A 24,335-nucleotide genomic window follows, 5' to 3' on the forward strand; every position below is an offset into this window, starting at 1 on the left:
CGCTTCCGTAAGGAGACCGGCGCCACCGGCCGGTCGATTGCCGAGAGGGGTGCTGTCATGACGACACGGACGGCCGATGCGGTGGAGGAGCGGCTGCCGCTGGCCAGGCTCGTCCCCCTCGGGCTGCAGCACGTGCTGGTGATGTATGCGGGCGCCGTCGCGGTGCCGCTCATCATCGGCCGCGCCCTCGCCCTGCGGCCCGAGGAGGTCGCCTTCCTGATCAGCGCCGATCTCTTCGCCTGCGGCCTCGCCACCCTGGTGCAATGCGTCGGGCTCCCGGGCATCGGCATCCGGCTGCCGGTGATGATGGGCGTGACCTTCGCGTCGGTCGGCCCGATGCTGGCGATGGCCGCCACCCCGGAGATCGGGCTCCTCGGCATCTACGGCGCGGTGATCGGGGCGGGGATCTTCGGCCTCCTGGTCGCCCCCCATGTCGGCCGGCTCCTGCCCCTGTTCCCGCCGGTGGTCACCGGCACCGTCATCCTGGTGATCGGCATCTCGCTGATGCGGGTCGGCATCAACTGGGCCGGCGGCGGCCTGCCGACGCTCACCCGCGTGGTCGACGGCGTGCCGGGCAGCTTCCCCAACCCGGCCTACGGCCAGCTCGCCGGGCTCGGCATCGCCCTGTTCGTCCTCCTCGTCATCCTCGCCCTCATCAGGTGGGGCGAGGGCTTCCTCGCCAACGTCGCGGTGCTGGTCGGCATCGTGGCGGGCTCGCTCCTCGCGGCCGCCCTCGGCCTGATGCACCTCGACAAGGTGGCGGCGGCGCCCTGGTTCGGCCTCGTCCTGCCCTTCCATTTCGGCCTGCCGACCTTCCGCCTCGTGCCCGTCGCCACGATGTGCGTGGTGATGGTGGTGGTGATGATCGAGTCGCTCGGCATGTTCCTGGCGCTCGGCGAGATGACGGGCCGGCCGGTCGACCGGGAGGACCTCGCGCGCGGCCTGCGGGCGGACGGGCTCGGCACCCTGCTCGGGGGCCTGTTCAACACCTTCCCGTACACGTCCTTCTCTCAGAATGTCGGCCTCGTCGGGGTCACCGGGGTGCGCTCGCGCTTCGTCACCGTGGCGGGCGGGCTGATCATGGTCGGGCTCGGGCTGCTGCCCAAGATGGCGGCCCTGGTCGAGGCCGTGCCGCAGGTGGTGCTCGGCGGCGCCGGCCTCGTGATGTTCGGCATGGTCGCGGCGACCGGCGCGCGCATCCTCACGGCGGTCGATTTCCGCACCCGGCCCAGGAACCAGTTCGTGGTGGCGATCGCGGTCGGCTTCGGCATGATCCCGCTCGTGGCGCCCAGCTTCTTCCGCAACCTGCCGCACGCGCTGCACCCGCTCCTCGAATCGGGCATCCTGCTCTCCGCCATCGCGGCGGTGCTGCTCAACGCCTTCTTCAACGGGCTCGGCGGCGCCGAGGCCGCGCGCCGCGACGCCGCCGCGGTGGCGGCCGTCGCCGAGCACGTCTGATCCGGGATCCGCTTGATCGCAGCGGATCCCGGATCACAAGCCTGCGCGGCGCCTGAGCGCGGCGCCTGAGCGAAGCCGACATCCGCATGGCGAAGCCATCAGTCGGATGTCGTATGACCCGCCCGAGCGACCCGGGAGACCGAGCGAGCCATGACCCTCCTGCACAAGACCTACGGCAAGGGCCGCGTCCGCGTGATGCGGGTGCACCGGGACGGGGCGCGCCACGAGGTGCGCGAACTCACCGTCCAGGCCATGCTGACCGGCGGCTTCGACCCGGCCTTCACCCGGGCGGACAACTCGACCACGGTCTCCACCGACACGGTCAAGAACGTCGTGAACATCGTGGCCCGCGAGAGCATGACCCTGGCGCCGGAGGAGTTCTGCCGGGCGGTGGCCCGGCGCCTGATCGACGCCTACGCGATGGTCGAGACCGCGACCGTCACCGCCCACGAGACCCGCTGGTCCAGGCTCGCGGTCGACGGGGAGCCCCACCCGCACGCCTTCACCCTGGACGGCAACGGCACCTCCGTCGCCAAGGTGACGATGGCCCGGGGCGGCGCGCTCACCATCGAATCCGGCCTCTCGGGCTTCACCTTCCTGAAGACCACGGAATCGGGCTGGGCCAACTACGTCAAGGACCCCTACACGACGCTCTCCGAGACGCACGACCGGCTCGCCGCCACCAGCATGGAGGCGTCCTGGCTGTGGGGCCGCCCGCCGGCGGATTACCCGGCCGCCAATGCGCGGATCCTGGACAGCCTGCTCAAGGTCTTCGCCACCACCTACAGCCACAGCATCCAGGACAGCCTCTACCGGATGGGCCGGGCGGCGCTGGCGGCGGTGCCCGAGATCGAGACGATCAGCATGGCCTGCCCGAACAAGCATTACCTGCTGGTCGACCTCGCGCGCTTCGGCCTCGACAACGACAATCAGGTCTTCGTGGCGACGGACGAGCCGCACGGCCAGATCGAGTGCACGGTGGGCCGATGAGGACGACGCTCGACGTCCTCAACGCCGCCCCGCCGGAGGTCTTCGCCGCCTTCGCGGGGGACCTGTTCGAGGGGGCGTCCTGGGTGGGGAGCGGGCCGCGGCGGCCCGCCCCTTCGCGACGGTGGCGGCCCTGGACGCCGCCCTGGCGCAGGCCATCCGCGCCGCCGACCCGGAGGCGCAGCGCGCCCTGGTGCGCGGCTTCCCCGACCTCGCCGGGTCCGGGGCGCTCGCGCCCGAGTCCGCCGCCGAGCACGCGGGGGCGGGCCTCGACCGGCTGGCAGGGGCGGAGGCCGAGGCCTTCGCGCGCCTCAACGCCGCCTACCGGGCGCGGTTCGGCTTCCCCTTCGTGCTCTGCGTCCGCCGCCGCAGCCTCGACGCCATCCTGGACGGGTTCGAGGCGCGGCTCGCCCGCGCGCCGGAGGCGGAACTCGCCGCGGCGCTGACCGAGATCGGCCACATCGCGCGGCTGCGCCTCGTGGACCGGGTCGACGGGCCGGGCCCGCCCCCGACCACCGGCAAGCTCTCGACCCACGTCCTCGACACGCATGGCGGGCGGCCCGCCGCCGGGGTCGCCCTGCGCTTCTACGCGCTCGGCCGCGCCGGCCGCACCCTGCTCGACACCCGCACCACCAACGCGGACGGCCGCACCGACACGCCGCTCCTCTCGGGGGCGCCCCTGCGGGTCGGGCGCTACGAGATCGAGTTCGACATCGGCCCCTATTTCCGGGAGCGGGTCGCCCGCTCCGTGGACACCCTCTTCCTGGAGACGGTGCCGATCCGCTTCGGCATCGACGAGCCGGAGGGCCATTACCACGTGGCGATGATCGCGACGCCGTGGAGCTACACGGTGTATCGCGGCAGCTGATCCGGACTCCGCGCGACCGAAGCGGATCTCACCTCGGCAAGGCGCGATCCCGAAGGCGCCGTCCCGGCGGATCGGGCGGGCCCGGCGCTGGCATCCGCTCGAGAGAAGCGCGGAGGCGCTCGCCGCCCGAGGGCGCGCATCCGCCGGCGCCCCGCGCGCCGCCCCTCCCCGCCACAGCCGGCTACCACCACGGGCCGCGGCGCCGCGCTACTCTCCCGCCCAGCGCCGGCCGGCAGGGCCGGTTCCCTCAGGAGAGGTCCCCGGATGGCCAAGCCCGTTCACTCGATGATCCGCGTGCGCGACGAGGCCCGCTCGCGCGACTACTACGCCAAGGCCTTCGGGCTCGACGTCGCGGACCGGTTCGAGTTCGACACCTTCGCCCTCGTCTACCTGCGCGACCCGGCCTCGCCCTTCGAACTCGAACTCACCGTCAATTTCGACCGGCAGGAGCCCTACGAGATCGGCAACGGCTACGGCCACCTCGCGGTGGTGGTCGACGACGTCGAGGCCGAGCATGCGCGCTTCGTGCGCGAGGGCCTGCCCGCGACCCCCGTGAAGGACTTCCAGCACCAGGGCCGCACGCTCGCCCGGTTCTTCTTCGCGACCGACCCGGACGGCTACCGGATCGAGGTCATCCAGAAGGGCGGGCGCTTCGGCTGAGCCGCCGATTCCAAACAACACTACATCCGGAGGAAACCCATGAGAGAAGTCGATCCGCGCCGGCGCGTGAGCCGGCGCAGCTTCCTGCAATCCGCCGCCGCGGCGGCCCCGGCCGCCGCCATCGCCTCCGGCGCGGGCCTCTGCGTCGAGGAGGCCTGGGCCGAGGGCGGCGCCGCCCTGACCCCCTCCGACCTCAAGACGCTGGTGAAGATCGCCCGGGACATCTACCCGCACGATTTCCTCGCCGACAGCTCCTACATCGCGGCCGTGAAGCCCTGGGACGCCAAGTCCGCCGCCGACCCGGCGACGCGGCAGCTCCTCACCGAGGGGATCCGCCGCCTCGACGAGGACGCCCGCACCCGCCACAAGGTGCCCTACGCGCAGGTCGGCTGGGAGGCCGACCGGGTCGTCCTGCTCCAGGCCGTCGCGCACACGCCCTTCTTCAAGGCGCTCAGGGCCGACCTCGTCGTCTCGCTCTACAACCAGCCCGACCTGTGGGCGAAGTTCGGCTACGAGGGCTCCTCGGCCGACAAGGGCGGCTACATCGCCCGCGGCTTCAACGACATCGACTGGCTGCCGAAGGTCTGAGGACCGGCCGCCCGACGCCAACGAAGAACGAGGCGCGCCCGGGCGCGAGACCGCGGACGACGCGGCCCGCCGGCGCCAGCGGAGGAAACCATGGCCGGATTCGACCTGAACGACGACGGGCTCGTCGTCATCGTGGGCTCGGGCGCGGGCGGCGGCACGCTCGGCACCGAATTGGCGCTCAAGGGCATCAGGACCGTGATCCTGGAGGCCGGCGCCCGGCACAACATGGAGGATTTCGTCAACGACGAGTGGGCGAGCTTCGCCCAGCTCGCCTGGACGGACATGCGCACCACCTCCGGCTCCTGGCGGGTGGCGCGGGACTTCCCCAACCTGCCGGCCTGGATCGTCAAGGCGGTGGGCGGCTCGACCGTGCACTGGGCCGGCGCCTCGCTGCGCTTCGAGGAGCACGAGTTCCGCATCCGCGACCATTACGGCGCGATCCCGGGCGCCAACCTGCTCGACTGGCCGATCACCCGGGCCGAACTCGACCCCTGGTACGAGAAGGCCGAGGACCGGATGGGCGTGACCCGCACCAACGGCATCCCGGGCCTGCCCGGCAACAACAACTACAAGGTGCTTGAGGCCGGCGCCCGCCGCCTCGGCTACCGGGAGGTCCATACCGGCCGGATGGCGATCAACAGCCAGGAGCGCCACGACCGCGGCGCCTGCCAGCAGATCGGCTTCTGCTTCCAGGGCTGCAAGTCGGGGGCGAAGTGGTCGACGCTGATCGCCGAGATCCCCCGCGGCGAGGCGACCGGCAACCTGGAGGTCCGCCCGGGCTGCATGGCGATCCGCATCGAGCACGATGCCTCCGGCAAGGTGACGGGCGTCGTCTACGCGGACGAGACCGGAACGCTGCAGCGCCAGAAGGCCCGCATCGTCGCGGTGGCCGGCAACTCGATCGAGAGCCCGCGCCTCCTCCTCAACAGCGCCTCGTCCCTGTTCCCGGACGGGCTCGCCAATTCCTCCGGGCAGGTCGGCCGCAACTACATGCGGCACATGACCGGCAGCGTCTACGGCGTGTTCGAGAAGTCGGTCCACATGTACCGCGGCACCACCATGGCGGGCATCATCCGCGACGAGGCGCGCCACGACCCGTCGCGCGGCTTCGCGGGCGGCTACGAGATGGAGACGCTCTCCCTCGGCCTGCCCTTCATGGCGGCCTTCCTCAACCCGGGCGCCTGGGGGCGCAGCTTCACCAGCGCCATGGAGCAGTATCCGCGCATGGCCGGGATGTGGCTCGTCGGCGAGGACATGCCCCAGGAGACGAACCGCATCACCCTCGACCCGGTGCAGAAGGACGCGCACGGGATGCCGGTCGCGCACGTCCACTTCGACGACCACCCGAACGACATCGCGATGCGCGACCACGCCTACCGGCAGGGCGCGGCGGTCTACGAGGCGGTGGGCGCGACCGTCACCTACCCGACCCCGCCCTATCCGAGCACCCACAACATGGGCACCAACCGCATGAGCGCGCGGCCGCGCGACGGCGTCGTGAACAAGTTCGGCCAGACCCACGACGTCGGGAACCTGTTCGTCTCGGACGGCAGCCAGTTCACCAGCGGCGCGGCCTGCAACCCGACGCTGACCATCGTGGCCCTGGCGCTGCGGCAGGCGGACCACATCGCGGGCGCGATGCAGCGGCGGGAGATCTGATCCGGGCCGCGCCGCGCGAGCGGGCCCGGGCTGGCGATCGCACCGCCCGGGCCGGATCGGCCGCGTCGCGGCCGGCGCCGATCCGCGCGAGGAGGAGCGTCGCCGAGGCCCCCGGGCGCGTCGGCCCGCCATCATCGGATTTCCCGATAAGAAACCGCCGGAAATTGCGCTTTTGACCCGACAATCCCGATGGTAGCCCTCTCCCCAGCGATGCCCGTGTCGGGCCGAGCCGAGGAGATTGCGATGTCGGACCTGTTTGCCTCCACCAGGAGAGAAGAAATTGCCCCCTTCCTGGGCAAGCATTTCATCTATACCTATGAGAACGGCTGGCAGTACGAGATGTATATCAAGAACGAGCGGACGATCGATTACCGCATCCACAGCGGCATCGTCGGCGGCCGCTGGGTTCGCGATCAGGTCGCCCATATCGTCCGACTCTCCGACGAGGTGGTGAAGATCTCCTGGGATGAGCCGACCGGGACGACGGTGAGCGTCGCCGTGAACTTCGAGGAGCGCCGCATCCACGGCGTGATCTTCTTCCCGCAATGGATCGCCCAGGATCCGAAGCGGACCGTCTGCTTTCAAAACGAGCATCTCGACAGGATGCGCCAGTACCGCGATGCCGGCCCGACCTACCCGAAGCTGGTGGTCGACGAGTTCGCCTCGGTCACGTTCCTGGAGGATTGCGGCATCGACAACCAGGAGGTGATCGCCTGCGCGCCGGCCGACCTGCCGGACGGGTACGCCGCGCGGCAGAACTGACGATCGGCGATCAGTCGCGCATCAGCAGGCCGGCGAGGTCACGGGTCGCCGGGCCGGCCTGCTCCTCGTCGGCGTGGATCAGGCCGAGCGGGATCAGCCGCGTGCTGCCGGCCGCGAGCCGCAGGGGCAGGAGACGCCCCGCGGCGATGTCCTCGGCCACCAGATGGCGCGGCAGCCAGCCGTAGCAGAGCCCGCGGCACACCACCGCCACGGCCGCCTCCACCGTGTCGACGTGCCAGATCTGCCGCTCGGCGGGGGCGGGCCCCTCCGTGGCGCGGCCCCGGCCCTGCCCCGGCCAGCCCTGCCCCTGGATGAACACGAGCCAGTGGCGGGACAGGGTGGCCTGGGTCAGCGGGCCGCCCCCCCGCGCGTGCAGCGGGTGGTCGCGATGGGCGACGGCCAAGAGCTCGACGGTGAGGAAGCGCCGGCAGGCCCGCGCGCGCGGATCCCAGACCGTGACGGCGAGGTCGAAGGGCGCGTCGAGCGGGTCGGGGGCGGTCTGCCGCACGAGTTCCCGCAGGTCGACGCGGACATGCGGGTGCGCGTCGCGGAACGCCGCGAGGGCGTCGCACAGACGCTGCCGCGGGAAGAGGCTGTCGATCAGCAGCCGGATTTCGGCCTGGTGCCCGGCGGCGAGGAAGCGGCTGCGCTCCTCCAGCCGGACCAGGTCGTCGATCAGCGGCGCGGCCTCGGCCAGCAGGGCGCGGCCGGCCTCCGTCAGGATCGCGCGGCGCCCCTCGCTCTCCAGGAGCGCGAGGCCGAGGCGCTCCTGCAGCTGGGCGACGGCGTAGCTCACCGAGGATTGACTGCGATGCAGGTGCTCCGCCGCCCGCGCGAAGCTGCCCGCCTCGACCACGGCGCGCAGCACGGCCCATTGCTCGACGCTGGTTCTCGGGACGGACCTCATGCGGGAAGGACCGCCATGGGGCCGCGCCGCCGCTCCCGCGCCGGAGAGGCGAGCCCGTCCGGCCGCCCGGCGCAGAGGGGGCCGGATGGCGCGCAGGCCCGCGCGGCGACCCGGACGGGGGCGGCCGCCCCCGTCACTCCGCCGCCATCAGCACCGGCGCCCCGAACCGCCCGGTCCCGCCCCGGGCGAGGGCGATCAGGCAGCAGCAGCGCAGCAGGGAGGCGAAGTTCCGCACCTCGCCGTGGCGCTCCATCACCTCGTCGTGCAGCTTGGTGGCGAACTTGGCCACGCTGAGATTCTCCTGCCGGGCGATGTCCTCCAGGATGGTCCAGAAGGCGGTTTCCAGCCGCAGCGAGGTGCAGTGGCCGCCGATGCGCAGCGAGCGGGTCTCGCAGGCGTAGTTCTCCGGCGGCTGCTCCGCGAAGATGCGGCACATGGGCGTCCTCCCGAGTTCGGAGGAAGCCTAGCCAACCCCGTGGCCGCCGGGCAAGCCGCCGCGGCTGCGGCCCTGCCGCAGCGTCGCGGCCCTGCCGCAGCGTCGCGGCCGGCTCCGGCGTCCGGGGAGGCCCGCCGCCGCGGCTGTTCCCCTGGCTGCCGACATGTTCTAGACGGGCGGCTTCCGTCGAAGCTGCCGAGACCCGTCATGTCCGCCGCCCTCCGCCCCGTCCCGCGCCCCGGTGTCCTCGCGATCGAGGCCTACGTGCCGGGCAAGAGCGCGGCGCCGGCCGGGGTGAAGCTCCACAAGCTGTCCTCGAACGAGACGCCGCTCGGGCCGAGCCCCGCCGCGGTCGCGGCGATGCGGGAGACCGCGTCCCACCTCGAACTCTACCCCGACGGCAGCGCGGCGGCCCTGCGCCGCGCCATCGCGGGCAAGTACGGGCTCGACCCGGCGCGCATCGTCTGCGGGGCGGGCTCGGACGAATTGCTGTCGCTCCTCACCTACGCCTTCATGGGGCCGGGCGACGAGGGGATCTACTCGGAATACGGGTTCCTGGTCTACCGCATCGCCATCCTGGCGGCGGGCGGCACGCCGGTCGTCGCCCCCGAGCGCGACCACACCGCGGACGTCGACGCGATCCTCGCCGCGGTCACGCCGCGCACCCGCATCGTCTACCTCGCCAACCCGAACAACCCGACCGGCACCTACCTGCCCTTCGACGAGGTGCGCCGGCTCCACGCCGGGCTGCCCGGCGACGTGCTGCTGGTGCTCGACGCGGCCTATGCCGAGTACGTGCGCCGCAACGACTACGCGGCCGGGCTCGAACTCGTGGCCGAATCCGAGAACGTAGTCATGACCCGCACCTTCTCGAAGGCCTACGGGCTCGCGGCCCTGCGGATCGGCTGGATGGTGGCCCCGCCGGCCGTGGCGGACGCGGTCAACCGCATCCGCGGCCCCTTCAACCTCGGCAGCCCCGCCATCGCGGCGGGCGCCGCCGCGGTGGCGGACGACGCCCACATCGCGGCGGCCGTGGCCCACAACGAGGAATGGCTGCCGAAGGTGACCCGCGCGCTCACCGAGATCGGCCTGTCCGTGACGCCGAGCGTCGGCAACTTCGTGCTGATCCACTTCCCCGACGCGCCGGGACGCGGCGCCGCCGAGGCCGACGCCTTCCTCACCGCCCGCGGCCTGATCCTGCGCCGCGTCGCCGCCTACGGCCTGCCTCACGCGCTTCGCATGACGATCGGCTCGGCCGAGGCGAACGAGGCGGTGATCGCGGCCCTGCGCGCCTTCGTGAAGGACCACCCCGATGCGTGAGGCCCCCCAGCGGATCGGCCGGCTCGCCCTGGTCGGGCTCGGGCTGATCGGCTCCTCGATCGCCCGCGCGGCGCGCCAGTACGGCCTCGCGGAGACCATCGTGGCCATCGACCGCGACCTGGCGGTGCTGGAGCGCGTCCGCGCGCTCGGCCTCGCGGATCACGCCACGGACGACCCCGCGGAGGGCGCGGCCGGGGCCGATCTCGTCATCCTGTGCGTGCCGGTCGGCGCGGTCGGGCCCGTCGCGGCGGCGCTGGCGGGCGCCCTGCGGCCGGGCGCGATCCTGTCGGACGTCGGCTCGGTGAAGGGCGCGGTGGTGGCCGCCGCGACGCCGCACCTGCCCGAGGGCGTCGCCTTCGTGCCGGCCCACCCGGTGGCGGGCACCGAGCAATCCGGGCCCGATGCGGGCTTCGCCACCCTCTTCCAGGGCCGCTGGTGCATCCTCACCCCGCCCGAGGGCACGGATCCGGCGGCGGTGGCGCGGGTGCGGGCATTCTGGGAAGGGATGGGCTCGGTGGTCGAGACGATGAGCGCGGCCCATCACGACCTCGTGCTCGCCATCACCAGCCACGTCCCGCACCTCATCGCCTACAACATCGTCGGCACGGCGGCGGATCTCGAGACCGTGACCCAGTCCGAGGTGATCAAGTTCTCGGCCGGCGGGTTTCGCGACTTCACCCGCATCGCCGCCTCCGACCCGACCATGTGGCGCGACGTCTTCCTGACCAACAAGGAGGCGGTGCTGGAGATGCTCGGCCGCTTCAACGAGGACCTCGCGGCGCTGGCGCGGGCCATCCGCTGGGACGACGGCGACGCGCTGCACGCCCTGTTCACCCGCACCCGCGCCATCCGCCGCGGCATCGTGGCGATGGGCCAGGAGACGGCGGAGCCGGATTTCGGGCGCCGGAAGGGCTGAGGGCCGGCCTCGCGGAGGGGCGCTCGTCCGCCCCCGCCCGCCGATGCATCGCCGCCACGCCCCGGCCCGAGGGAACCCTTTCCGTCCTCAAGCTTTGCCATAAGCGTTGCCATTCCGGGCCGGCTCCCCCAGAGTCCGGCCGGGGCGGCGCACGAGCCTGACGGCGGAGTTCCCGGTGTTCCATCGATCGCATCCGGTGCGCGGGCTCCTCGCCGCGCTGGTCGCCGCGCCGATCGCGGCCTGCTCCTCGATCCCGCGGGCGCCCTACACGGCCGCGGAGGCCGCGGTCGCCACGGTGCCGGGCCAGGCGCCGACGATCCGCTACTGGGCCGACGCCCCGGCCTCCGCCTTCGCGGAGGTGAGCCGGGCGGCCGTCGCCCAGAAGGAGCCCTTCACCTACCTCGCCCTCTCGGGCGGCGGCGGGGACGGCGCCTACGGGGCGGGCGTGCTCAACGGCTGGAGCGAGACCGGCCGGCGGCCGGTCTTCACCCTCGTCTCGGGGGTCTCGACCGGCGCCCTCATCGCACCCTTCGCCTTCCTGGGACCGGCCTACGACCCGACCCTGCGGGAGATCTACACCAGCGGCATCGCCTCGACCCTGGTCCAGTCCCCGAACCCGCTCAACATCCTGCTCGGCGACGGGCTCTTCGCGGACCAGCGCCTGCGCGACCTCGTCGGGCGCTACGTCACGCCCGAGATCCTCGCCCAGGTGGCCGAGGAGCACCGCAAGGGCCGCCGGCTCCTCGTCGTGACGACGAATCTCGACGCGCAGCGCGCCGTGATCTGGGACATGGGCGCGATCGCCGCGAGCGGCCAGCCGAACGCCGTCGCCCTGTTCCGCGACGTGCTCGCGGCCTCCGCCAGCGTGCCGGCGGTCTTCCCGCCGATGCTGATCGACGCCCAGGCGGGCAGCCACGGCTTCCAGGAGATGCACGTCGACGGCGCCGTGGCGACGCCGGTCTTCACCCTGCCGGAATCCTTCCTGTCGCAGGATTCCCGCATCGTCCGCGGCCGCGGCAAGCCCAACATCTACGTGGTGATCAACGGCCGCATCGAGCCGAGCTTCGACCTCGTCCAGAACCGGACCCTCTCCATCGCGTCCCGCACCCTCTCGACGGTGGGCCGCGCCCGCTCGCGGGCGACGCTCGCCAGCACCGCGGCCTTCGCCCGCCGCAACGGGATCGGCTTCAACCTGACCTACATCGACCGGGGCATCCCGGAGGTCGCGGCCGACCAGGGCTTCGACACCGCCTACATGCGCAGCCTGTTCGAGGACGGCTACGCGAAGGCCCGCTCCGGGTCGCTGTGGGAGACGACTCTGCCGCGGGACGCGCAGGTGGAGAGGCAGGCGGAGCTGCGGTAGCGATCAGGCGCGGACCCGCGGCGATCCCGCCGCGGATCCTTGCCGAGCCGAGCCCCGCGCGCATTGGACGAGACGACGCGCCGCCGCGGGCGGCCGAGAGGACGAGATGCGCCGTCCCTCTCGGAGACGACCCAGGTCGGGATCGACGCCCTGGCCTGCGGAACGGGGGACGTTCAGGTCGGTTTCCGCTCGCGGCTGGATCTCGTGGCGGCATCGAACCTCTCGGCGGCCGTCGAGAGCCCGATGCGGGGCATGGCGATCTCCAACCTGGTCGGCTTCGCCGTGCCGAGACTGGCCGTCGCGCGGCTCGGCCCCGAGATCCGCGCCTGACGCGCCGGCCGCGGTCCGGCGCTTGCAGTTCGCCCCCGCATGCGCAATGCCGTTTTTCAAGATGCGAAGATCCCGGGAGGAGAGCCGATGAGCGCCAGCGCCAAGCCCAACCCGACGCCGATCGTGGGGCCCCGCGGCGTCGCCGACCCGGATCCGGGCGAGACCGCCGATTGGCTCGCCTCCCTCGAATCGGTGGTGCGCCATGCCGGGCCCGAGCGGGCCCGCTTCCTCCTCGACCGGCTGGAGGAGAAGGCCAAGGCGATCGGCCTCGTCGACGAGGCGCCGCCCTACTCGCCCTACCGGAACACGATCCCGCTCGAGAAGCAGCCGCCCTATCCGGGCGACCTCGCCCTCGAGGAGCGCCTGACCTCGATCATGCGCTGGAACGCCCTCGCCATGGTGGTGCGGGCCAACATGGCCTACGGCGAACTCGGCGGCCACGTGGCGAGCTACGCCTCCGCGGCCGAGCTCTTCGAGCTCGGCTTCAACCACTTCTTCAAGGCGGGCGACGCGACCGGGGCGGGCGCCGACCTCGTCTTCTTCCAGCCCCACTCGGCCCCGGGCGTCTACGCCCGCGCCTTCCTGGAGGGGCGGCTCTCGGAGGAGAACCTGCGGCACTACCGGCAGGAGATCGCCGGGTCGGGCCTCTGCTCCTACCCGCATCCCTGGCTGATGCCGGATTTCTGGCAGGTGCCGACCGGCTCGATGGGGATCGGGCCGATCAACGCCGTCTATCAGGCGCGGTTCATGCGCTACCTGCGCGACCGCGGCTTGGCCGACACCGAGGGCCGCCACGTCTGGGGCGTGTTCGGCGACGGCGAGATGGACGAGCCGGAATCGATCGCCGGCCTCGCCCTGGCGGCCCGCGAGAAGCTCGACAACCTCACCTTCGTGATCAACTGCAACCTGCAGCGCCTGGACGGGCCGGTGCGCGGCAACGGCCAGATCATCCAGGAGCTGGAGAGCACCTTCCGGGGCGCCGGCTGGCACGTCATCAAGGTGCTGTGGGGCTCGGAGTGGGACGCGATCTTCGCCCGCGACACCAACCACGCCCTGCTGCGCCGCTTCGCCGCCACCGTCGACGGCAAGTACCAGACCCTCGGGGCCAAGGACGGGGCCTACAACCTCGCGCACTTCTTCGGCGAGGACGAGGAGGTGAAGGCGCTGGTCTCGCACATGTCGGACGCGGACGTGGACCGGCTCAAGCGCGGCGGCCACGATTTCCGCAAGCTCTACGCCGCCTTCGCGGCGGCCAAGGCCACGAAGGGCCGCCCGACCGTGATCCTGGCCAAGACCAAGAAGGGCTACGGCATGGGCGGGGCGGGCGAGTCGCGCATGACCGCCCACCAGGCCAAGAAGCTCGACACCGACGCGCTCAAGGCCTTCCGCGACCGCTTCGCGCTGCCGCTCTCGGACGCGGAGGTCGAGCGCCTCGACTTCTACCGGCCGCCGGAGGAGAGCGCGGAGCTGCGCTACCTGCGCGCGCGCCGGCAGGCCCTGGGCGGCGTCCTGCCGAAGCGCCGCCGCACCGCCGACCCGGTCGCGGTGCCTGGCCTTGCCGCGACCAGCGCCTTCGCGCTGGAGGCGGACGGCAAGGAGATGTCGACCACGATGGCGGCGGTGCGCATCCTCGGCGGCCTGCTGCGCCACAAGGAGCTCGGGCCGCGGGTGGTGCCGATCGTCGCCGACGAGGCCCGCACCTTCGGCATGGCCAACCTGTTCCGGCAGGTCGGCATCTACTCGCCGCAGGGCCAGCTCTACGAGCCCGAGGATGCGGGCTCGATGCTGTACTACAAGGAGTCCCGCGACGGGCAGCTCCTGGAGGAGGGCATCACCGAGGCGGGGGCGATCTCGTCCTGGGTGGCGGCGGCGACGTCCTACAGCGTGCACGGGCTGGCGATGCTGCCCTTCTACATCTACTACTCGATGTTCGGCTTCCAGCGGGTCGGCGACCTGATCTGGGCGGCGGCGGACCAGCGGGCGCGGGGCTTCCTGATCGGGGCGACGGCCGGCCGCACCACGCTCGGCGGCGAGGGGCTGCAGCACCAGGACGGGTCGAGCCTGCTGGTGGCCTCGACCATCCCGAATTGCCGCGCCTACGACCCCGCCTTCGCGTACGAGATGGCGGTGATCCTCGACCACGGCACCCGGCGGATGATGGCCGAGGGGCAGGACGAGTTCTACTACGTCACCGCCATGAACGAGAACTACGCCCAGCCCTCGATGCCGGCGGGGGTCGAGGCGGGCATCCTGCGCGGCCTCTACCGCTGCGCCGCCTTCGGGCAGGAGGGCGAGGTGCGGCTCCTCGGCGCGGGTGCGATCCTGCCCGAGGTGATCGCGGCGGCCCGGATGCTCGCCGAGGAATGGGGGATCGGGGCGACGGTGTTCAGTGCCACGAGCTTCAGCGAACTTGCCCGGGACGCGCAGGCGGCCGCGCGGGCGGCGCGGCTGAAGCCGGAGGCGCCGGCCCCGCGCAGCCACGTGGCCGAACTCCTGCCGGGCCGCGCCCCGGTGATCGCGGCGACCGACTACGTGCGGGCCTATCCGCAGCTGATCGCGCCCTACGTCGAGGGCCGCTTCGTGGCGCTCGGCACGGACGGGTTCGGCCGCAGCGACACCCGCAACCGGCTGCGCCGCTTCTTCGAGGTCGACCGGCAGCACGTGGTCGTGGCGGCGCTGACGGCGCTGGCCGACGAGGGCGCGCTGCCGCGCGCGAAGGTGGCCGAGGCGGTGGCCCGCTACGGGCTCGATCCCGAGGCCCCGCCGCCCTGGACGGTGTGATCCGCTCACGACCAGCTTTCCGCAACCCGCTCGCCGGCATCGCCGCGGGGTCCCTCCCCGGAGGGGACCCCAGGGCCCCTCCCCGGAGGGGGACCCCAGGGCTCCTCCCCGGAGTGGGACCCCAGGGCTCCTCCCCGGAGGGGGACCCCGCGGCCGCGTCGTCGGCCTCCCGCGCCTCTCACCCGAACCCCGCCGCATGAGCACCCGCCTGCCCGTCACCGTCCCCGACATCGGCGACTTCGCCGACGTGCCCATCGTCGAGATCCTGGTGAAGCCCGGCGACCGCATCGCCGTGGACGACCGGCTGATCAGCCTCGAATCCGACAAGGCCACGATGGAGGTGCCCTCGCCGGTGGCGGGCGTGGTGGCCGAACTCCTCGTCGCGATCGGCAGCAAGGTCTCGGCCGGCACGCCGATCCTGACCCTGGACACCTCCGGCGAGGCCCCCGCCCCCGCGCCGCGCGAATCGCCCGCGGCGGCCCCCGCCGCGCCGCGCCCCGCTTCCCCGAGCCGCCCAGCCCGCCCGAGCCGCCCAAGCCGCCCGCCGCCGACCCGCTGCCCGCCGACGGCGCGGCCTCGATTCACGCCACCCCGGCGGTGCGCGCCTACGCGCGGGAACTCGGCGTGCCCCTCGACGCGGTGCCGGCGACCGGCCCCGCCGGCCGGGTCCTGCGCGAGGACGTCCAGGCCTACGTGCGCGGGAGCCTCGCCCGCCCGCCGGCCCCGCCCGCGCCGGTCCCGGTTACCGGCATCGGGGCCGGCCTGCCGGCCTGGCCGCAGGTGGCCTACGAGAAGTTCGGGCCGGTGCGGCGGGAGCCGCTCTCGCGGCTCCAGCAGCTCTCGGGGCCGAACCTCGCGCGCAACTGGCTCACCATCCCGCACGTCACCAATTTCGACCACGCGGACGTGACCGAGAGCGAGGCCTTCCGGCGCGAGCTCAACGGCGAGCCCCGCCAGCCTGCCGTCAAGGTCACCATGACGGCCTTCCTGCTGAAGGCGGCGGCGGCGGCCCTGCGGGCTCATCCCCGCTTCAACGCCGCCCTGGACGGCGGCGACCTGATCCTCAGGGACTACGTCCATGTCGGCTTCGCGGCCGACACCCCGCGCGGCCTCGTCGTGCCGGTGGTGCGCGACTGCGACCGCAAGGGCATCGTCGCCATCGCGGCCGAGATGGCGGAGCTCGCCGCGCAGGCCCGCGCCGGCACCCTGAAGGCCGAGGCAATGCAGGGGGGCTGCTTCTCGGTCTCCTCCCTCGGCGGCGTCGGCGGGGACGGGTTCACGCCGATCATCAACGCGCCCGAGGTCGCGATCCTGGGGGCGGCGCCGGCCCGGATCGAGCCGGTCTGGGACGGCGCGCTCTTCCAGCCCCGGCTGATCCTGCCCCTGACGCTGTCCTGGGACCACCGGGTGGTGGACGGCGTCGCGGCGGCCCGCTTCCTGCGCCACGTGGCCGAGACCCTCGCCGACATCCGCCGGGCGATCCTGTAGGATCGCCGGGTGAATTACCGCCACGTCTTCCACGCCGGCAACCACGCCGACGTTCTCAAGCATTGCGTGCTCGCCCGGGTGCTGGCCTACCTGCTGCGCAAGGACACGCCGTTCCGGGCCGTCGACACCCATGCGGGGATCGGCTGGTACGACCTCGCCGCCGACGAGGCCGCGCGCACGGGCGAGTGGCAGGACGGCTGGGGCCGCCTCGCCGCGCCGTTCCCGGACGCCGTCGAGGCCCTGCTGGCCCCCTACCGGGAGGCGGTGGCGGCGGTGCGGGCGCGGCACGGGGCCGACGCCTATCCGGGCTCGCCGGCCCTGATCCGCCACTTCCTGCGCCCGGGCGACCGGGGCGTGTTCGTGGAACTCCACCCGGCGGACGGCGCCCTGCTGCGGGAGCGCTTCGCCCGCGACGGGCGCAGCAAGGTGATGGCGCTCGACGGCTGGACCGCCCTGCCCGCGCTCATTCCCCCGAAGGAGCGGCGGGGGCTCGTGCTGATCGATCCGCCTTACGAGGTGCCGGGCGAGATCGACCGGCTCGGGCGCGACCTCGCCAAGGCGGTCGCGAAATGGCCGACCGGGCTCTACCTCGCGTGGTACCCGATCAAGGATATCGGCGCGGTCGACCGGATGGCGGCCGCCCTGGCCGCGGCGCTCGACCGCCCGGCCCTGCGCATCGACCTCCTGATCGACCGCCCCGATGACCCGACGCGGCTCTCGGGCAGCGGCCTGATCGCCGTGAACCCGCCCTTCACGCTCGCCGCCGAGATGGAGACCGTGCTGCCGGCCCTGGCCGAGCGCCTCGCCCGGGCCGGCTACGGCGCCTTCCGCTGCGCGCCGCTCGGTCGGGCGGGCTGATACCGCCGGTCATTCGACATGACCGGTGGCGCTGCTCTCGAATTTTCGCCAAGCCTCTGGCTCACCAAGCCTCTGGTTCGCCAAGCCTTTGTCCTGAGAGCGAAAATTCGGGACGGAGCAAAGGCTCGATGCGTCGGCATCCTGAGCCGTCGGCATGATTCGGCGGATCCGCGCGTTCCGGTTACCGAGCGTTAGGGGCGGCGTGCTTGGCTCAGCGGCGAGGGGAGCCCGCCCATGATCGACGCCGTCGCCACCGCCACGTCCGGCCTTCTCGCCGCGACCCGACGCGCCGACGCGGCCGCCGCGCAGGTCGCCACCGCCCCGGCCGGCGAGTCCGGCGGCGTGCTTCCGGCCGCCGTGACGCTCGCGACCGCCGGGACCGAGATCTCGGTCGGGGTCGCAATCCTGCGCCAGGCCAACGAGATGCAGAAGCAGGTGCTCGACCTCCTGGTGTGACACGGGATCCGCTTGATCGACGCGGATCCCGGATCACGCGCCCGCGCGGCGCCTGAGCGACGCCGACATCCGCATGGCCGAAATCGGAGATGGCGACGCCATCAACCGGATGTCGGATGATGACGCGGCGTCCGGCCGGGCGCCGCCCCGGACGTCCGGGGCGGCGCGGGCCTCAATGGGCGGCCTCGGGCAGCACGACCCCGTTGGCGGCGTGGTGGCGCCTGAGCATCGGGCGCAGCACCGCGAGCGCCAGCGTCGCGGCGATCAGGTCCAGGATCGCCACCGTGTACAGCACCGTCGCCCAGGTCCCGGTCGCCTGCATCAGCAGGTTGCCCACCGGCACCAGCAGCGCGGCCAGACCCTTGGCGCAGTACAGCACCCCGTAGATCTTCCCGATGTGCTTCGACCCGAACGTGTCCGCCGCCGTCGCGCTGAACAGGCTGTAGACCTCCCCCCAGGCCAGGAACACGATCCCGCTCAGGATCACGAACGCCCACGGGTTCGAGCCGAAATACCCCAGCGCCACGATGCCGAGCCCCTCCAGCGAGAACGCGATGAACATCGTCTTCTCGCGCCCGATCCGGTCCGAGATCCAGCCGAAGAACGGCCGCGAGATCCCGTTCATGATCCGGTCCAGCATCAGCGCGAAGGGCAGCGCCGCCATGGTCACGAAGTACAGGTTGACCTGGAAGTTCTTGACGCCGAGATCTTGCGCGATCACCCCGAGCTGGGCCACCGCCATCAGCCCGCCGGTCACCGTGCAGGTGAACATCAGCAGCATCACCCAGAACACCGGGGTGCGCAGGGCCTCCGGCAGGGTGTAGTCGCGCCGGCTCTGCAGCACGCTCGCCGAGTAGGTGACCTCGCTCCGGCCCGGGGCGCGCAGGCCGACCGAGGCCAGGATGATCAGGGCGCCCTGGATCAGGCCGAAGACGAAGAAGGCCTGCTGGAAGCCGCCCTCGGCGATCATGCTGGCGATGGGCAGGATGGTGAGGGCCGAGCCGGCGCCGTAGCCGCCCGCGGTGAGGCCGACGGCCAGGCCGCGCCGGTCGGGGAACCACTTGAGGGCGTTGGCGATGCAGGTGGCGTAGACGCAGCCGACGCCGATGCCGCCGACCACGGCGCCGAGGTAGTAGCCGCTGAGGGACGTGGCGTAGGAGTTGATGATCCAGGCCAGGCCGGTGAAGAGGCCGCCGGCCATGACGACGCGGCTGGGCCCGTAGCGGTCGATGAAGTGGCCCTCGACCGGGGTGAGCCAGGTCTGGGTGACCACGAAGAGGGTGAAGGCGACCTGGATGGCGGCGCGGTCCCAGCCGAAGGTCTTCTGGATCTCGGGGACGAACAGGGTCCAGGCGTACTGGATGTTGGCGGCGGCGACCATGCAGATCACCCCGAGGGTCAGCTGGAGCCAGCGGCCCGCGATCGCGGGGGCCTGGGCCCGGGTGGCGGCAACGGACGTCATCTGCGGCGTCTCTCCCTGGGATCCGGTGGTTGGGGGAACGGGTCGCGCGGGGTGCCCGCGCGCCGCGGCGGCGCGCATCGCACCCGCCCGTCATTCAGTATTTTTCGCTTGATCACGAATGCAAAAAGATTTTTTTTGATGTACTTTGAAATTTCGATGAAGCGGGACCGGCCGGGATTGCGCGCGTCATCGGCTTCGGGGAGAGTGCGCACCCTTTGCCCGGTGCCCCCCTCCCTCGTCAGGTCCGCGCGATGTGCGAATTGCTCGGCATGAGCGCGAACGTGCCCACCGACATCCGCTTCAGCTTCGCGGGCCTCGCCCGGCGCGGGGGCGAGACCGGGCCGCACGGGGACGGCTGGGGCATCGCCTTCTACGAGGGGCGCGGCTGCCGCAGCTTCCACGACCCGCAGGCGAGCGCCCGCTCGGAGATCGCCCGGCTGATCCGCCAATACCCGATCAAGAGCCGCATCGTGGTGGCGCATGTGCGCCGGGCCAATCGCGGCCGGGTCTCCCTGGAGAACACCCACCCGTTCAGCCGGGAATTGTGGGGCCGCACCTTCACGTTCGCGCATAACGGGCAACTGAAGGGCGTGAAGCGGCTGCCGCTCGGGCGGTTCAAGCCGGTCGGCACCACGGACAGCGAGCACGCCTTCTGCTGGATGCTGGGGCGGCTCGAAGCGCGCTGGAAGACGCTGCCGAGGCCGACCCTGCTCGACGGCGCCGTGCGCGCCCTCTCGGCGGAGCTGCACGGGCTCGGCGTGTTCAACATGCTGCTCACCGACAGCCGCACGCTCTACGCGCATTGCGGCAAGCGTCTCTGCTACCTCACCCGCCGGGCGCCGTTCGGCACCGCCACGCTGATCGACGAGGATTGGTGCGTGAACTTCTCCGAGGAGACCACGCCCGACGACATCGTGACGGTGGTGGCGACCCAGCCGCTCACCCGCGACGAGCGCTGGATCGACCTCGCGCCCGGCACCGTGCTGGCCTTCCGCCTCGGCGTGCCGGACGGGGACGAGACGGGAGCGGGCGTCGGAGGCTGAGCCGGATCGGCGGGGGCGGGCGGGCGGCGGGCTTTTCGGCGCGGCCCCTCACCCGCGCCGCGTTCCCTGTCCGCCGAAGTTCGGCGATGCGGTCGCGGAGGGGTCCTGGGCTTCGGGAGGGGCCGCGAAGCCGAAGCCGGCCGCGACTTCGTCGAGTTCGTCGAAGGACAAGTCCTCCTTGGCCGCCTCCTCGATGACGTCGAGGCTGTTGATCTGCTCGGCCGAGAGCGGCTCCGTGGCGCGCCGCTTGAAGAATCTGATGCCCATGATGGGCTCTCCCTCGCCCTGCCGGTCGTCAAGCGGGTGCAGCCTGCCCGGGGGCGCGGCGCGCGACCGTGCGGTGGCGCACAGCCCAGCCCGGCCCGGGTCGCGCGCCGTGCCCGATCACGCTCCCGCCACGCCGATCTCCGCCCGGAAGGCAGCGAGGAAGCGCGCGATCTCCGCGTGCCGGGCCGCCGCCATGCTCCGTCCGGTCGCGGTCTGGAAGCCGGTAGCCAGGCGCAGGAGCTTCGTCTCGAAGTGATCGAGCGCGAAGCGCCGGTCGTCGCGCGGCCGGCGACGCGCGTCCGGATCGGCGCTGTCGTACAGGGCGGAGCCGATCCGGCCCGCGACGTAGAAGCAGCGCGCGACGCCGACCGCCCCGAGCGCGTCGAGGCGGTCGGCGTCCTGCAGGATCATCGCCTCGATCGTGGCCGGCGGGATCCCGGCCGAGAAGCTGTGGGCCTCGACCGCGTGGGCGACCGCCCCGATCCGCGGCGCGGGCCAGCCCCGCGTCGCGAGCAGGGCCGAGGCCCGCGCGGCCGCGCGGCGCGAGGCGTCGGCGCGGTCCGGCGCGTCCTTCTCGACGGCGACGCAATCGTGCAGGAGGCAGGCCGCCGCCAGGATCTCGGGATCGCCGCCCTCCCGCTCCCGGATCCGCCGCAGGTTGCGCCAGACCCGGACCAGGTGCGCGAGGTCGTGCGACCCGTCGCGGCACTCGGGCAGGTGCGGCGCGAGCGCGGCCGCGAGATCCGCGAAGGGCGACAAAGCGGCCGCGAAGGCGGCGTGGTCGGCGCGGGTCATGCGGTCCGTCGGGCGATGGCGCCGGGAGGATGCCCGGCGCTCCCGCAGGGAGGCGCGGCGGGAGGGCGCCGTCCAGGCGTCGTCTCCCCGCGCGCCCGGGCTTTCCACAGCCGCCGCGCGACCCATCTGTCGAAGGGTGCGGGCGTGCCCCGCCCGCCGTGCCGAACCCGATGCGGAGGCCCATGACGCAGGACAGCGCGCACGACCGCCAGAGCGAGTCGCGGCCCGGCCTCTCGGCCAGCATCCGCAGCCATCTCGGAAACCAGCTGCGGGTCGCCTACGAGACGCTCGGGGCGGAGGATCCGAGCGGGCGCTTCGCGGAGCTGGTCGCCCGGCTGGAGGCGGCCCTCGCCGCCGAGGGCCAGGTGGTCCGGCCCGAGTTCCGCGACGGGCTGCTGCAGGCGGTGCCCTCCCTGCGCGCCTTCGCCCTGTCGCTCACCAGCAACGCCGCGCGGGCCGACGACCTCGTGCAGGACACGCTGCTGAAGGGCTGGCAGCACCGGGCGCGGTTCCAGCCCGGCACCAACCTCAATGCCTGGCTGTTCACCATCCTGCGCAACATCTTCTACTCGGATCACCGCAAGCGGGTGCGCGAGGTCGAGGACCAGGACGGCTCCTACGCGGCCCGCCTCGCCACGGCGCCCCACCAGGGCGACCGGCTCGACGTGGAGGACCTGCAGAGCGCGCTGGCCAAGCTGCCGCCGGACCAGCGCGAGGCGCTGGTGCTGGTGGGGGCGGAGGGCGTCTCCTACGAGGAGGCAGCGGCGATCATGAACTGCAAGGTCGGCACCGTGAAGAGCCGGGTCAGCCGCGCGCGCAGCCGGCTCGCCGAACTTCTCGGCTACGACGAAGAGGATCTGGGCACCGACCGCCTGATCCAGTCGGCCATGCCCAAGGAGTAGCGCCCGGCCCCGCGCAGGCGCGCAAAACGCCCGCCCTTCCCGCAGCGGTGCCGCGATTTTCCACTGAACCGTTCCGCGCGTCGCCGCGTTACCCCGGCCGAATCCCGCCCCGCTCGACCGGGGTGGACTGGACCGAAACGGAGAATTTCCCATGAAGACCAAGACGCTTCTGGCGGCGGCCGCCCTGGCCTTCACCCTGCCGATGGCCGCCCAGGCCCAGGGCCTCGTGCGCGGGGCCGAGCGCGGCGCCGAGGAAGGCGCGGACGCGGCCGGTCCGATCGGCGGCATCGTCGGCGGCGCGGTCGGGGCGGCCACCGGCGCGGTCGGCGGCCTGCTCGGCATCGACGAGCGTCCGCGGTTCCGCGAATACGTCACCAACCGCCGCGTGCGCTCCTACGATTACGACGGCGACGTGCGCGTCGGCGCCGTGCTGCCCTCCTCGGGCGTGACCTATTACGAGGTCCCCTCCGAGTACGGCGTGCGCGGCCGGCGCTACACGGTGGTCAACGACCGCGTCGTCCTGGTCGATCCGGGTTCGCGCCGCGTCGTCCAGATCCTCGACTGACGGCCCGACCGCCGACCGAGCGCGCCGCCCCCGGGCGGCGCCGAAGCCCCGGCCCTCCCCGGCGGGCCGGGGCTTCCCGTTTCGCGCCCCCGCCGGTGCGGGTGTCCCGGACCGGCTCCACGGAGGAACCAGGATGACCTCGAGCGAAGAGGGCGATCCCGGCAGGGCCCGGGAGAGCGACGCGCAGGACGACCGGCCCGTCCTGCCTCCCCGGGTGCGCGATCACCTCGCCCGGCAATTGCGCGCCTCCTATCACCGCGACGGGGACAAGCCGGACTACCTCGGCGACCCCGTGCTGCCCCCGCATCTCGACCCGCAGCTGCGCCGCCTGGAGCGCCGCCTGAAGGCGCAGGAGGCCGGTGCCGAGGCGGTCGCGGCCGCCCTGCGCCAATTGCCCGGCCAAATGCCCGGCCAAGTGCCGAGCCAAGCGCCCCGCCAAGTGCCGAGCCAAGCGCCCCGCCAAATGCCCCGCCAGGCAACGGGCCGAGCGACCGGCCGAGGGGCCGGTGGCGCGGCCGAGCCGGACGCGTCCTGACCCCGGCTGCCCCCCCGCGACCCTGCCGGCCGTCAATCCTGCCCCTGTCATTCCCGGCGGGAGAGGACGACGATCCGGGTGTTCGTCCGGATGATGCGTTGGCCTGACCTGGAAGTCCCTGTAAAGTCGCGTTCAGGGAGGCGGCCATGGCGGATTGGAATGCGGCGCAATACCTGAAATTCGCCGATGAGCGGACGCGCCCGGCGGCCGACCTGCTCGCCCGCGTGCCGCTCGAATCTCCCGCCCGCGTGATCGATCTCGGCTGCGGCCCGGGCAACAGCACGGCGCTGCTCTGCGCGCGCTTCCCCCGGGCCGCCGTGACCGGGCTCGATTCTTCGCCCGACATGCTGGCCACGGCGCGGGAGCGCCTGCCGGCCGTGCGCTTCGTCGAGGCCGACCTCGCGGGCTTCACCCCGGCGGAGCCGCCCGACCTGCTCTTCGCCAACGCCGTGCTGCAATGGCTGCCCGACCATGCGGGGCTGCTGGCGCGGCTCGCCCGGATGCTCGCGCCCGGGGGCTGCCTCGCCGTGCAGATGCCCGACAACCTGGAGGAGCCGTCCCACCGGCTGATGCGCCGCGTCGCCGGCGAGGCGCCCTTCGCGGAGCGCCTCGCCCAGGCCGCCGCCGCCCGCACCCGGCTCGGCAGCTTCCGCGACTACGACGCGTGGCTCTCGGCGGCGGGCTGCACGGTCGATCTCTGGCGCACCACCTACGTGCATCCGCTGGCGGGCCATCGCGGCATCGTCGAGTGGGTGCGCGGCACCGGCCTGCGCCCCTTCCTCGACCCCCTCGACCCCGCGGATCAGGCGGCCTTCCTCGCCCGCTACGAGGCGGCCCTGGCGGAGGCCTACCCGCCGCAGGCGGATGGGCGCGTGCTCCTGCCCTTCCCGCGGCTGTTCCTGGTGGCGCGGCGGCGTTAGCGCGGTCGG

General features: G+C 72.9%; 24 protein-coding genes and 1 pseudogene. 20 read left to right on the forward strand and 5 right to left on the reverse strand.

Annotated features, from left to right (window positions below):
• The first annotated feature begins 57 nt into the window (after positions 1-57).
• The 7 genes from QA634_RS26405 (at position 58) to QA634_RS26435 (ending at position 6,982) form a co-directional block, all read left to right on the forward strand.
• Complete coding sequence (locus tag QA634_RS26405; RefSeq protein ID WP_012334958.1) at positions 58-1,458, forward strand: nucleobase:cation symporter-2 family protein; 1,401 nt, start codon at positions 58-60, stop codon at positions 1,456-1,458.
• 150 nt (positions 1,459-1,608) lie between these two features.
• Positions 1,609-2,448 carry a factor-independent urate hydroxylase gene (pucL, locus tag QA634_RS26410; RefSeq protein ID WP_012334959.1) on the forward strand — a complete coding sequence of 280 codons (840 nt, stop codon included), beginning with the start codon at positions 1,609-1,611 and terminating at the stop codon, positions 2,446-2,448.
• Between the two features lie 121 nt (positions 2,449-2,569).
• A complete protein-coding gene (gene uraD, locus QA634_RS26415; RefSeq protein ID WP_283026918.1) occupies positions 2,570-3,313 on the forward strand; it encodes a 2-oxo-4-hydroxy-4-carboxy-5-ureidoimidazoline decarboxylase in 744 nt (247 codons plus the stop codon).
• A 264-nt stretch (positions 3,314-3,577) separates the two neighbouring features.
• Positions 3,578-3,973 (forward strand): VOC family protein, encoded by a 396-nt coding sequence (locus QA634_RS26420; protein WP_012334961.1) that lies wholly within the window; start codon positions 3,578-3,580, stop codon positions 3,971-3,973.
• A 39-nt stretch (positions 3,974-4,012) separates the two neighbouring features.
• Positions 4,013-4,561, forward strand: a complete 549-nt coding sequence (locus tag QA634_RS26425; protein ID WP_012334962.1) for a twin-arginine translocation signal domain-containing protein — start codon at positions 4,013-4,015, stop codon at positions 4,559-4,561.
• Positions 4,562-4,651: 90 nt separating this feature from the next.
• A complete protein-coding gene (locus QA634_RS26430) occupies positions 4,652-6,220 on the forward strand; it encodes a GMC family oxidoreductase (RefSeq protein WP_012334963.1) in 1,569 nt (522 codons plus the stop codon).
• Positions 6,221-6,463: 243 nt separating this feature from the next.
• A complete protein-coding gene (locus tag QA634_RS26435; RefSeq protein ID WP_012334964.1) occupies positions 6,464-6,982 on the forward strand; it encodes a phenolic acid decarboxylase in 519 nt (172 codons plus the stop codon).
• 10 nt (positions 6,983-6,992) lie between these two features.
• Here the strand turns inward: QA634_RS26435 and QA634_RS26440 are convergent, their stop codons facing one another.
• A complete protein-coding gene (locus QA634_RS26440; protein ID WP_012334965.1) occupies positions 6,993-7,889 on the reverse strand; it encodes a LysR family transcriptional regulator in 897 nt (298 codons plus the stop codon).
• A 133-nt stretch (positions 7,890-8,022) separates the two neighbouring features.
• Complete coding sequence (locus QA634_RS26445) at positions 8,023-8,325, reverse strand: ribbon-helix-helix domain-containing protein (RefSeq protein WP_012334966.1); 303 nt, start codon at positions 8,323-8,325, stop codon at positions 8,023-8,025.
• Between the two features lie 207 nt (positions 8,326-8,532).
• On the opposite strand from QA634_RS26445, the gene hisC reads away from it, so the two are divergent.
• From hisC to QA634_RS26485, 8 genes and pseudogenes are all read left to right on the forward strand, one after another.
• On the forward strand, positions 8,533-9,645 hold the full coding sequence (hisC, locus tag QA634_RS26450) for a histidinol-phosphate transaminase (RefSeq protein WP_012334967.1): 1,113 nt from the start codon (positions 8,533-8,535) through the stop codon (positions 9,643-9,645).
• A complete protein-coding gene (locus QA634_RS26455) occupies positions 9,638-10,561 on the forward strand; it encodes a prephenate/arogenate dehydrogenase family protein (RefSeq protein WP_012334968.1) in 924 nt (307 codons plus the stop codon). Before hisC ends, QA634_RS26455 begins: the two co-directional genes overlap by 8 nt.
• Positions 10,562-10,736: 175 nt before the next feature.
• Positions 10,737-11,924 carry a patatin-like phospholipase family protein gene (locus QA634_RS26460; RefSeq protein WP_012334969.1) on the forward strand — a complete coding sequence of 396 codons (1,188 nt, stop codon included), beginning with the start codon at positions 10,737-10,739 and terminating at the stop codon, positions 11,922-11,924.
• 63 nt (positions 11,925-11,987) lie between these two features.
• Positions 11,988-12,254 carry a hypothetical protein gene (locus QA634_RS26465; RefSeq protein WP_012334970.1) on the forward strand — a complete coding sequence of 89 codons (267 nt, stop codon included), beginning with the start codon at positions 11,988-11,990 and terminating at the stop codon, positions 12,252-12,254.
• A gap of 87 nt (positions 12,255-12,341) precedes the next feature.
• Entirely contained in the window at positions 12,342-15,035 is a 2,694-nt protein-coding gene (gene mdeB / locus QA634_RS26470) for an alpha-ketoglutarate dehydrogenase (protein ID WP_012334971.1), read from the forward strand.
• Positions 15,036-15,231: 196 nt separating this feature from the next.
• Positions 15,232-16,523: pseudogene (locus QA634_RS26475) on the forward strand (2-oxo acid dehydrogenase subunit E2).
• Positions 16,524-16,532: 9 nt separating this feature from the next.
• Positions 16,533-17,381, forward strand: coding sequence for a 23S rRNA (adenine(2030)-N(6))-methyltransferase RlmJ (locus tag QA634_RS26480; protein WP_012334973.1), 849 nt, complete (start codon positions 16,533-16,535; stop codon positions 17,379-17,381).
• A gap of 234 nt (positions 17,382-17,615) precedes the next feature.
• Positions 17,616-17,837, forward strand: coding sequence for a hypothetical protein (locus tag QA634_RS26485; RefSeq protein ID WP_012334974.1), 222 nt, complete (start codon positions 17,616-17,618; stop codon positions 17,835-17,837).
• A 172-nt stretch (positions 17,838-18,009) separates the two neighbouring features.
• On the opposite strand, the gene oxlT is transcribed toward QA634_RS26485, so the two are convergent.
• Positions 18,010-19,218, reverse strand: a complete 1,209-nt coding sequence (oxlT, locus tag QA634_RS26490; RefSeq protein ID WP_026190573.1) for an oxalate/formate MFS antiporter — start codon at positions 19,216-19,218, stop codon at positions 18,010-18,012.
• A gap of 332 nt (positions 19,219-19,550) precedes the next feature.
• On the opposite strand from oxlT, the gene QA634_RS26495 reads away from it, so the two are divergent.
• Entirely contained in the window at positions 19,551-20,342 is a 792-nt protein-coding gene (locus QA634_RS26495) for a class II glutamine amidotransferase (protein WP_012334975.1), read from the forward strand.
• A 48-nt stretch (positions 20,343-20,390) separates the two neighbouring features.
• On the opposite strand, the gene QA634_RS26500 is transcribed toward QA634_RS26495, so the two are convergent.
• Positions 20,391-20,609, reverse strand: a complete 219-nt coding sequence (locus QA634_RS26500; protein ID WP_012334976.1) for a hypothetical protein — start codon at positions 20,607-20,609, stop codon at positions 20,391-20,393.
• A 117-nt stretch (positions 20,610-20,726) separates the two neighbouring features.
• Complete coding sequence (locus QA634_RS26505; protein ID WP_012334977.1) at positions 20,727-21,404, reverse strand: HD domain-containing protein; 678 nt, start codon at positions 21,402-21,404, stop codon at positions 20,727-20,729.
• A 182-nt stretch (positions 21,405-21,586) separates the two neighbouring features.
• Here QA634_RS26505 and QA634_RS26510 point away from each other — a divergent pair, with 182 nt between their 5' ends.
• From QA634_RS26510 to tam, 4 genes are all read left to right on the forward strand, one after another.
• Complete coding sequence (locus tag QA634_RS26510; protein WP_018261163.1) at positions 21,587-22,306, forward strand: sigma-70 family RNA polymerase sigma factor; 720 nt, start codon at positions 21,587-21,589, stop codon at positions 22,304-22,306.
• A gap of 151 nt (positions 22,307-22,457) precedes the next feature.
• Positions 22,458-22,871, forward strand: coding sequence for a DUF1236 domain-containing protein (locus QA634_RS26515; RefSeq protein WP_012334979.1), 414 nt, complete (start codon positions 22,458-22,460; stop codon positions 22,869-22,871).
• A 133-nt stretch (positions 22,872-23,004) separates the two neighbouring features.
• Positions 23,005-23,406, forward strand: a complete 402-nt coding sequence (locus tag QA634_RS26520; protein WP_012334980.1) for a hypothetical protein — start codon at positions 23,005-23,007, stop codon at positions 23,404-23,406.
• 146 nt (positions 23,407-23,552) lie between these two features.
• Complete coding sequence (gene tam, locus QA634_RS26525; RefSeq protein ID WP_012334981.1) at positions 23,553-24,326, forward strand: trans-aconitate 2-methyltransferase; 774 nt, start codon at positions 23,553-23,555, stop codon at positions 24,324-24,326.
• Positions 24,327-24,335 lie beyond the last annotated feature (9 nt).

Origin of the sequence: Methylobacterium sp. CB376, assembly GCF_029714205.1 — a bacterium.
Lineage (GTDB): Bacteria > Pseudomonadota > Alphaproteobacteria > Rhizobiales > Beijerinckiaceae > Methylobacterium.